The sequence below is a fragment of the Vibrio nigripulchritudo ATCC 27043 genome (assembly GCF_000222685.1).
GTDB classification, from domain to species: Bacteria; Pseudomonadota; Gammaproteobacteria; order Enterobacterales; family Vibrionaceae; genus Vibrio; species Vibrio nigripulchritudo.
The window spans coordinates 1-11,074 of the sequence record NZ_AFWJ01000056.1 but is presented as its reverse complement, the minus strand read 5'-3'; the positions used below and the strand labels follow the sequence as shown (position 1 = coordinate 11,074).

The following is an 11,074-nucleotide window of genomic DNA, read 5'->3' as shown; positions in this document are numbered from 1 at the left end:
TTGCATCCAACGATGCGTTAGCTAAGGGTCTCGCCGTCACAAACTAAGGCAGTGTGTTCGGGGTTTAAGGCAAGTGAGAGTTCAAACTAGATCCAGTAATGTCCGGCTAGGCGCTGCTGGAGCCTCCGCAATGAGCCTTGGCTTCGCGAGTGCGTAAGATTCGATGGTTCGCTGGGAGTTTTCTGCCACTTGATTCAACAGACAATTAAACGCATCTGCCATTGCCTGAACAGACGTTTCAGCAAACAGATCAGTGGCAAAGTTCCACGAGAAATCGAGGTGATGCTTGGATTGGCGGACACCTAAAGTCAGGTCGAATCGTGCTTCTGTCTCCGTAGGTGCGAGTGCCTCGGCATCTAAACCCAACAGCTCGACCTGTTCTAAATTGTCTTGCTCGATCGATAACATCACCTGAAACAACGGGCTGGTGTTTAATGCGCGCTTTTGTTTCGCCAGCGTAATCATGCGTTCAAACGGCAAGGACTGATGCTCAAAATCTTCCAAGATCTGGCGGTGATTAACAGCCAACAAATCGTCAAAATTTGAGCGCTCAGCCACCTGAGTTCGTAAAGGTAAAGTGTTGACGAAAAAGCCAATCAGGCCTTCTAGCTCAGGGCGCTCTCGGTTGGCTACGGGCGTTCCAATAACAATGTCCTGCGCACCAGAGAAACGCGCCAGTAAGACAGAAAAGGCGGCATAGAGCACATTGAACAACGTGGTCTGGTGTTTTTTGGCGAGGTCAGCCAGCTTATCAGTGGTTTGACTGTCTAACCTTGTCACCAGACTTTTTCCCTGGTGACTTGGCTGGTCAGGTCTTGGGAAATCCAACGTCAGGCTGTGTTGCTCCGGTGCTCCATCCAACCTTTGCTGCCAGTAAGCTTCTAGCGATTTGGTGATACATGTACCTTTTCCATATTGTTCTCGCTGCCAAAGGGCGTAATCGGAAAACTGGATGGGCAAATTTGGCAATGACGAGTCGTGGCTCTCTTTAGAAAACTGCTGATAGAAATAGTTGAGTTCCTCAATAAGAATACCCAGTGACCAGCCATCCGCCGCTATATGATGCATCGCAAGATACAGGCGAGTGTGACCTTCGCTGATTTTCGCCAAACCCGCTCGAATCACTTCCCCTTTTGCCAAGTCAAAGGGCGTATCCACTATGGTCGTTTCCATTGCCGATAATTCGGATGGGTTGTCCACCGCATCCACCCATTGAATTTCGACATCACGCGGTATCACTTGCTGATGGTCTATTCCGTTTTCAGAAGTGATGTAGGCAGTGAGTAGCACCTGATGACGCTGAATCAGCGCGTTGATTGCCTGATTCAAAATGTGAAGGTCCGGCTCTCCGTGAAGATCATAGATCAGTGGGATCGCATAAAAACGTCCATGAGCGTCCATTTTGTCTAACGTCCACAGCCGTTGCTGGGAATACGACAGTGGCGCGCTCATTTGTTGTTTTGCAAGAATTGCATCATCTTGATTCGCCGGGTTTGATACGTGTTGTTCCTCAATCAACTGAGCCAGTTTTTCAATCGACGGGGCATCGAAAAGGACCTTCAGCGATAACGAGACGCCAAAAAGAGTTTGAATTCGGCTGACCATCTTAATGGCAAGCAACGAGTGACCACCCAAGGCGAAGAAGCTCAGCCTGCTGTTGCTCACCTCGGTTTCCAGCAACTCCGACCAAAGTGCGGCAAGCCGTTTTTCAGTTTCAGTGGATGGAGCTTTTCCTTCTGCATCCTCAATGAGTGCTGGCAGAGGCAAAGCACGGCGATCCACCTTGCGATTGTCGGTCAGTGGAAACACAGGCAAAACCACAAAGTAATGCGGCACCATATATTGTGGAAGAGATTGCGTCAGCGTTTTGGTCAGCCTTGGCACCAATTCAGACTGGCTGGTTTGGCTTTTGACGTACGCCACCAGTACTTGATTAACATGAGAACCTTTACCTTGCTGGTCATCACCTTTCAATGCATTGATCGATACAGTGGTCACCAAGCTTTGCTCAACGTCTTGATGTTGACGAAGCTGGTATTCGATTTCACCTAATTCAATCCGAAAGCCGTTCACTTTCACCTGAAAATCTTTACGCCCGACGATTTCTATCGTGCCGTCTGGTAGCCAACGTCCTAGATCCCCAGTTTGGTACATTCGCTCTTGGTGTGACACAAAAGGGTTATAGGCGTATTTTTCTGCCGTAAGTCTGGGCTGATTTAAATACCCTCTCGTGACGTTGTCACCAGAAAGATACACTTCCCCTACACAACCAATCGGTTTTTGTTGTCGATGATCGTCCAACACGTAGTAGCGGTTGTTGGGGAAAGCTGCCCCGACATGGATCTTTTCGACGTCCAGATGCGTTTCCGTACCTGAACAATACACAGTAGTTTCGGTGGGTCCGTAAAGGTTGTAAAAGCGAGCATCGCTGTCGAGCAACTTGTCGTGCAACTGCCTGCCAAGTGCATCGCCTCCCGTCAGCATTTTTAGTCCTTGGTATGGCTTCCAGCCATCATCTATCAACATTTGCCACGTTGAAGGTGTGCCTTGCATAATGGTGATTTTGTGGGTTCGCTGACACTCTGCCATCAAGGCAGGAGAACGCGTCTGCTCCCAGTTCATCAACACCACTTTTGCGCCAAACATCAGCGGCAGATACATTTCGGTGACGTGAATATCAAACGCTGGCGGCGCGATCGACGCCACCACATCGTCTTCTTCAATACACACCACCGACTGAGTGGAGAACAGGAAATTCGACACGTTTTTGTGCTCAACCATCACCCCTTTTGGTTGCCCTGTCGAACCGGAAGTGAAAATCACGTATGCCAAATCATCCGCATCTGTAAGGACGCCGACTTCACTCGGATTTCGCGCCGAATAGCTGTCCAGTGCTTTCCAAGTTTCATCGCAAGCCAGATCAAAAACCTCACTAGCCGAGCAACCCTCTGGAGATTGGCTGCCCGCAAGGGTAATGCTGGCATCTGCCAGCTCAAGGATTTCGTTTAGTCGTTGAACCGGATGGTTTGGATCCAGAGGTAAGTATGCCGCACCGCTTTTAAGTATCCCCAGTATTCCGACCAGTGTCGACGAAGACCACGCATCAATCAGACCAATGCATTGGTCACTGCTCGCCCCCTGAGCAATCAGAAAATGGGCAAGTTGATTGGCTTTTTTGTTGAGCTGAGCATACGTAAGCTGCTCTGTACCGGTTTCCCCCTGCCACTCACAGGCGATGTTGTCGGGTGTCTTTTTCACCTGCTGCTCAAACATATCAACAAAGGTGTGATGGTTAGGAAAATCGCGGCTGGTTTCATTCCAGCCTTCAATTTTTTGCTCCACCTCCAATGAGATCATCGGTAATTGATGAACATTCTCACTGGGGTTCGCGAGTACACCTTGAATTAGGGTTAGAAAAGCGTCTTGCAGGGCATCTATGGTTTCTGCTCTGAACAGGTTATCTGCGTACACCCATGTAGCTTCAAGCTCTTCACCTTTGTCCATCACATGAAGTTCTAACTCAAAGTTTATATTGCTGCGCTCAACACCTAGATTTTCCACCTCAATGCCGTCCAGATCGAGAGAAAATCCACCGTCTTCATGCAACGCAAACAAGATTTGAAGGATGGGCGCGTAACTGCTTTTTCTCTCGTGACCTAGCGCCTGCACAATGCGTTCAAACGAAACATCTTGGTAGCGAAATGCTTCTGAGAGCGTGGTTTTGGATTTTTGTAACAGTGAAAGGAAGTGGTCGTCTTCATCTAGCCCAATTCGTAATGCTAAGGTGTTAACGAAAAAACCGATCAACGATTCCGTTCCGGATACCTGCCTGCCTCCAACGGGTGTACCAATGATCACGTCAGAGCGTTCCGTCCAGCGCCCAATTAGCAAAGCAAACAGGCTGTGTAGCAATGTAAATACGGACACTCCTTGCTGCTGCGCAAAGGCTCTTAAGGTTGCCGTCAGAGATTTATCCAACCTTTGGCGACAAATGGATCCCGAAAATTCCGGCGTTGCCGGACGCGGGTAATCCGTCACCAAGCTATTCAGCTCCTCGGCACCTTTCATTTTCTGCAGCCAGTATTGCTCGCTATGTTGGTGCGGTTCTCCAGTTCCCTCTTGTTGCCACAGTGCATAATCGCCGTATTGATAAGCTAAACTTGGAAGCCTTTCCAATTGCTGCTTGAGTGCCAAATTCAACTCGTTAAAGAACAGAGAATAAGACAGGCCATCAAAAACCATATGGTGGAAAACAAACAACAATAGATGATCGTCGCCTTCGGTACATGACTTGGTGACAACTCGGAACAAAGGTGACTGTGCCAATGAAAATGGTCGACTGGCTTGCTGTGCCATCCATGATGAATCTGACTGCCACTCCTTGGATTGGTCGATTTCAATGGTAACTGAAAGATCGATTTTTGCGGTTTGGTACGGTTCGCCCTCTTCCATCAGAAAACAAGTAGACAGCGCACTGTGACGTGAGACAACAGTTTGAATCGCATGTTCTAATTTCTGAATATCAGGAGCTTTGCTCAAGCGAAAAGCGGTCGCCATGTTATAGGGTGCTTTCTCACCGTAGAGCGATTCAAGGTAGAACAGCCTTTGCTGCGCCGAAGTCAGAGGAAAACGTATTTTGTCTGGACGTGGCTTAGGTCTCGAATCCGATGAAGTGGTGTGCATTTCCAGAAATGCCATCACTTCAGGTTTGTTCTTTTTGAGCAGTCCTGCCAGTTCCTTGCTTAGCCCGTTTTTAGCTTTGTATTTGAGCGCACCATTTTCCAGATACAGGTGCACCCCCTGAGACTTAGCCAGGCGAATGAGTTCGTGTGCCATTATATTTCGCCCTCTTCCATCACATCCATGTCGTCGAGTACATCGTCGGTTTGTACCGCCAAAATGCTCTCGATGTAACCTGAAAGTTCGCGAATGGTGCCAAATTCAAAGAAGTCACTCATTTTCAGCTCAACACTGAATTCCATACGCAGTCGCGCGATGATTCGCATCGCCAAAAGTGAGTGTCCGCCTATAGAGAAGAAGTTGTCCGTTACACTGATTTTGGGCAGTTCCAAGCATTCCGACCAAATGGAAAGCATGGCGGTTTCCATCTCGCTGCTGGCGGCTTCAAACGTGGTGTCTTCTTCAAATGGAGACGGCAGTTTGCGCTTATCCAGCTTGCCTTGTTCGGTCAGTGGCAGGGATTCAAGAATCAGTGTCGCACTTGGGCGCATGTACTCTGGCAGAGACTTTTTCAGCGACACACGAATCTTCCTCGCCAGTTGTCGCTCGTATTTGGTGGTGTTGCTTTGCCACTGCGCGACCTCGCTTTCAATCAGCGTTACGTAAGCGTAAATCGCGCCCTGACGGACGATCAGCGCTGCCTGAGCCACTTCATCATGGTCTTGCAAATGTGCGGTAATTTCCCCTAGAGAAACACGGAACCCACGCACTTTGACTTCGTCATTCAGGCGTCCGAGATATTCTAATTCCCCAGATGGAGACCAGCGCACCTGATCCCCCGTTCGATACCATCTGGTGTCTACGGAATCAGGCACAATATGCCCCTGAACAAATCGTTCTTGAGTCAGTTCTGGCCGGTTAAGATACCCGTTAGTGATGCCTTTACCGCCCATCACCAGTTCACCGGGCACTCCGATTGGCGTAGGTGTATTCTCTCCAGTTCCTGCCTGACTAATCACGCAGGCATAGGCGTTAGCAATAGGTCGCCCAATGGTGGGCGTTTGTGGATCTGAAGCTTGCCCGTCAACCTGTGGTACGAGCTTGGCGAATGTGGCATCAACCGTGGTTTCAGTTGGACCGTACAAGTTGTAAAAATTAGCGTTAAAGCCTTGTGGGAAGGTCACCTGCCCCAAAGCATCGCCTCCAACAAGTAGGGTCTGCAACGAATCCGGCCAGGTAAACTCCGACGCGCAGACCGCTTCTAGCAGCCCTGTTGGTAAACAGCAATGCGTGACCTGAGCTTCACCTAATCTTTGACTGAGAACAGAAAGATCGTCGCGTTCCTGATCATCCAGAATCAACACCTGCCCGCCCGCCATCAGAAGTGGGAAGACTTCTGCCATAAAGGCATCAAAACCCGCAAACGCCAGACAGGTTCCTGTGCTTTCTGGTGTTAAGTTGAATTCATCAATGTGCCAGCAGCATTCGTTATGAAGAGAAGACATTGACACGTCTACCCCTTTCGGCACGCCAGTCGAGCCAGATGTGTAAAGAATGTAGGCGCAGAGGTCGTGTTCGAACCTTGGTGTTTTCCAAACTCGCGAAGTTTCCTGATGTGTAAAAGCACTCTCAATCGGAATACAAGTGACGGATGCTTTACTTTCAGAAATACTACCCAGAACAACGGATATATCAGCGTCTTGCAGTATGAAAGCTTGGCGCTTAGGTGGCAGGCTCGGTTCGATGACCACAGCACAAGCGCCAAACTTGAAAATGGTATACATGGCAGCGATCAGTTCTGGAGAACGACTGGTGGCAAGACCGACTCGCTCTCCCGGCTGCACGCCTGCTTTATCAAGCTCAATTGCCAGTTGATTCGAGGCAAGTTCAAGCTGAGCATAGGTGTAAGAGTGGTCACCGTAAGCCAGCGCAATACTATCAGGGTTCTGCTGCGCAGCGCGTTCGATCGCCGCCACCAGCGACAGCTTGCCATATTTCGCTTGTATGGCATTGGAAAGCTGCGGTCCTGTTCCCCACTGCTGGTTCATAAGGGCTTGCTGACGCGGCGTTATTGCCGTCAGACGGTTAATCGGTTGATTCGACACGGTATCGAATCGCTTAACTAAATCTAGGAACAGGTACTGAAAGCTTTCTAAGAACAAAGCGATTTCTTCGGCGGAATAGACGTCGCTGCGGTATTCCCAAAGGAAGTGCACTTCCCCGTCTTTGTTGAAGGATTTTCCTCTTGGCACGACCAGGCAGTCTAAGTCGAATTTCGACGTTTCTGAGATCATGGTTTCGTCTTTGTGCCAGTTCAAACCTTCAATTGGCGCAACATCAATTGGGGTATCGTGAAACCCAAGCAGAACATTGAAAAACGGGTTGCTGACAGCGCTTCGATCTGGGTTCAGCGCCTCCACCACTTTGGTGAAAGGCAACTCTTGGTTGTCTTGTGCCTCGTCTATGGTCTGCTGGGTTTGTTCAAGCAGTTCACTCAGCGTAGAAGTGCTATCTAGCGATTGGCGAAGCACCAATGTATTCACCAACATGCCCAGCACACCGTGCGAGTTTTGCCAGTTTCGGTTGGCAAACGCGGAACCAAATGTCAGATCGCTCTGCCCTGAATAGCGCCACATCGCGAGATACAAAATGGCAGAGGTAAAGGCAAACGGGGTAATGCCTTGTGCCCCACACAGTGCTTCCATTGCTTGCCATTCTTTTTGGCTAAACACCATTTTCTGATGACCACCTGAAAACCCAAGCGCGTGGGATTGCTTACCAAACAACGGAACGCCCTGAGGGCAGTTTTCCAGCTTTTTGCACCAGTATTCCTGTTGCTTTTCGGCTTCATTAGATTCCAGCCAACCTTGCTGAGCGATATGAAAATCGTAATATTGCGCCACTGGCTCTGGTTGCCACGGTGTACTGCTGGAACGGGCACGATACGCGTCCATCATCTCGCGTGTGAATTCGCTGCCGCTCCAGCCATCATGAATGATATGGTGCTCCTGATGCATCAGAACATGGTCATCGCCTGCGAATTGAATCAAGACGAATTCCGCTAACGGCAATTGGGAAAGATCGGAGATCCCGGGTAAATGTTCTGCCAGCACACGGTTGATCACTTCGGTTTTGTCTTGCGAATCGGCTTCTACCACCCTGAGTTTGTATTGGATTTCTGGCAGTACGCGTTGGCGAGGTTCTCCCTCTTCTTCGATAAAAATAGTGCGGTAAATATCGTGTCGAGCATATACATCGTTCAGTGCTGCCTCTAATGCGAGTACATCGAGATCACCTTCAAAATGAATTGCCGCTTCAGCGAGATAGGCTTTACTGTCTGGTTGTTGCTGCGCCATGTACCACGCTACCAATTGCTGGCTCGACAGTTCAAAGGTATCTGGGCGGTGTTTGGAAATGGATAGGGCCTTAAACTCCGAGCCGTCATTCGCAGTTGTTTCACTCTTTTGAATTAAACCCAACACACCTGATACCGATGAGTTTTCTCTAAACTGACGCATAGAGATAGCACAGCTAAAAGTTTGATTAAGATTGTTGATCAGGCGAATGGAGCCAATGGAGTCACCTCCAAGCTGGAAGAAACTCTCCCTTTCATTCAGTGTGCTAGCGGCAAGCTCCGACAAGAATAAAGCCGTTATGGTTTCTTGATTGTCTGCGGAACCTACCTTTAAGGTTTTGGCTTTATCGGCGTAGTCACTGACATACAATTCATACAGAGCTAGACGATCAACCTTGAGGTTGGTAGTAAGTGGCAGTGTATCTAGCTTGATAAAACTGGAAGGTACGTGACTCTCTGGAAGCATTTCGGTAAGAGTATTTCGAACAGATTTCTCATCGCCAGTCCCGCTATAAAAAGCAACTAGATACTTACTTCCATCTGAGTGCGTCGGGGTAACAAGACAGGCATCGTCAATCGTATTTATTGTCTTGAGGGTCTGTTCAATCTCTTCCAGCTCGACCCGATTTCCACGGATTTTGACCTGATGATCATAACGCCCATTAAAATGGAGATTACCCATTCCATCTTGCTTGACCAAATCACCTGTCTTATACCAAGTCCGCCCATTTTTATCGGTCACAAATGCCAGTTCGGTTTGCTCATGGTTGTTCACATACCCGAGGCTCAACCCGACACCTGTTACCCACAGTTCGCCCGATTCACCTTCTTTTGTCTGACAACCTTGCTCATCCATCACCATCACTTGTGTATGCTGAATCGGCTGCCCTAAATTAACAGGCCGACCATTTTCAACCTGATGGATCGATGTGCAAATAGACATCTCCATCGGGCCATAACCGTTGAATACATTGCACTTGGTTGACCAGTGCCACAGCAGTTTTTCATCAGACACATCACCTACCGCGGCTAACGATTCAAGTGCGTATTCTCGATCACTTTTCACATACGGAAGCATCGCCGAAGGCAAGATGGCGTGCGTAATTTTCTTTTCAACCAGATAAGACGACAGCGCCTCCGGGTCGGTACGTTGATCTTCCGATATGATCGACAGCTTAGCCCCATTTGTCAGCGCCATCAGCCACTCTAATGTGGCGGAATCGAAACCTAACGATGCGTAATGCAGCATGACTGAGTTCGGAGAGATACCCAATATTTCACTTAGTGCCTCACAGGTATTCATTATGCCCTTGCTGGTCAACATTGCGCCCTTGGGCTTACCCGTTGTGCCAGAAGTATAAAGAATACAAGCGGTATCAAAGTGAGGGTGGACCTGAGAAAGCGGCTTGATGGTGCTGTTCTCCAGAAGAGAATCGATATGAAAAGTGCGTTCAGGAGAAAAGTGAGGGGCGATATTGTCGGTAAGAAGAATCGAGCAACGAGCATTTTCAAAAATATGCCGCTGTCGCTCTATTGGATGTTTAGGGTCAATGGGCACGTAAACCGCCCCTGCTTTTAAGACTCCCAACATGGCGATGATCATTCGATAGCTTCTGTCTGTTACCACTCCCACATGAATTGGCGCGGATCCAATGTTCTGATCAACCAGACAATGAGCAACCCGGTCACTAAGCACATCGACCTGTTTATAGGTTAAAATTTCGGCATTATCTTCTATGGCTATAGATTCAGGAGTTTGTGAGGCGAGGTGAATAAATTGTTTTACGATTGAATGAGTTAGATCTTTTTGTTTTTTATTATTGATTGTAATCATCTGATAATGCCTAAACTTTGATACAAAAATTTACATATTCTTATACGACATCGAGACAATTGTAAATGACTTGTTAAAGTTTATAATGGTTTGCTCATAAATATTGACTTATTCATTTCATAGCTCTCACATTTACTTTAAAAACAAAGAATTAGATTCTTTTTCTAGGGATAAATATGCAATCAAATGATTTCTGGCTCGACTACTTTGAAGAGAATCCTTTGGCAGACGACTTAGCCGATGACATTCGACTAAGTGGCGCGGACAGTCGATTTTCCCGACCTGACTGGCATTTATTGATGACCCCTGTGGTATATCCCGAGAAATCGGTTAAAAAACAGACAAAAATTCTACATGAGCTATTTAACCTGATTCGTAACCTCCCCAATATCGCTTTCGATGGAGAGATGGAGACGTTTGCTAATGCCCTTGGCTTTTCAGATGAGAGAGTGATCTCACTGATGGAACAACTGAGAGACGTTAACGGAATCATACCTTGCAGGTGGGACATTCTGGATGACGGCAATCATTGGAAAGTTATGGAAGTCAATGTTGGCGGCGCCATAGGTGGATTTGCCTATGACAGTATACAGGCGCTGTATGATCAGGCGCTTGAAAACGAAAAATACGAAGATTCAGCCATTAAAATCAACGAGTTCTGGCAGTCTCCTTATTCACATATCTGCCCCGCTGTGGCTCAAAAGCTAGCGTCCCTCAATAACCCAAAACTTGTCGTTGTTGATGATTTCATTCAGTTTAAAGACAGCCCTTTAGTCGCCAACAGCGCTGCAGGTGCTCTGAGCACACATCTGGATATCGAAGTCAGCACAATCCCCCACAATGAGCTACAGAATGTGCTCGCCTCGCATACGGGTGATATTGCTGTTTTTGAAGTATTTACGCTAAATGATATGGCAAAGGATTTGGATGGTTACTCAGGCTACTTGAGTGGTCTGAAAAGCGGGAAAATTCATTCGCTCATTCACCCGTTCAGTGAGCTTTACATGAGTAAAGCTGCTTTGGCTATTTTGCACCAAGATGATGTTTTAGCTTCGGTTTCTGAGCAAGAACGGCAGATCATTGAGGCGTCTGTTCCTAAGACGTATGCCGTCGGTGAATCCAACCTGTCGCAGCTTTTTACACTCAATAAGAAAGATTGGGTACTAAAAAGTGCCATCGGCTACGGTGGACATGGTGTCACACAC

General features: G+C 47.9%; 3 protein-coding genes. 1 reads left to right on the top strand and 2 read right to left on the bottom strand.

All coding sequences use genetic code 11. From position 1 onward, the window contains the following. Positions 1-81 precede the first annotated feature (81 nt). Both RH89_RS06685 and RH89_RS06680 read right to left on the bottom strand, forming a co-directional pair. Entirely contained in the window at positions 82-4,836 is a 4,755-nt protein-coding gene (locus RH89_RS06685; RefSeq protein WP_004400486.1) for a non-ribosomal peptide synthetase, read from the bottom strand. Continuing rightward, complete coding sequence (locus RH89_RS06680; RefSeq protein WP_004400484.1) at positions 4,836-9,869, bottom strand: non-ribosomal peptide synthetase; 5,034 nt, start codon at positions 9,867-9,869, stop codon at positions 4,836-4,838. Before RH89_RS06680 ends, RH89_RS06685 begins: the two co-directional genes overlap by 1 nt. Before the next feature lie 176 nt (positions 9,870-10,045). Between RH89_RS06680 and RH89_RS06675 the strand changes: the two genes are divergently transcribed. Further along, on the top strand, positions 10,046-11,074 hold a 1,029-nt coding region (locus RH89_RS06675), incomplete at its 3' end, for a hypothetical protein (protein WP_004400483.1).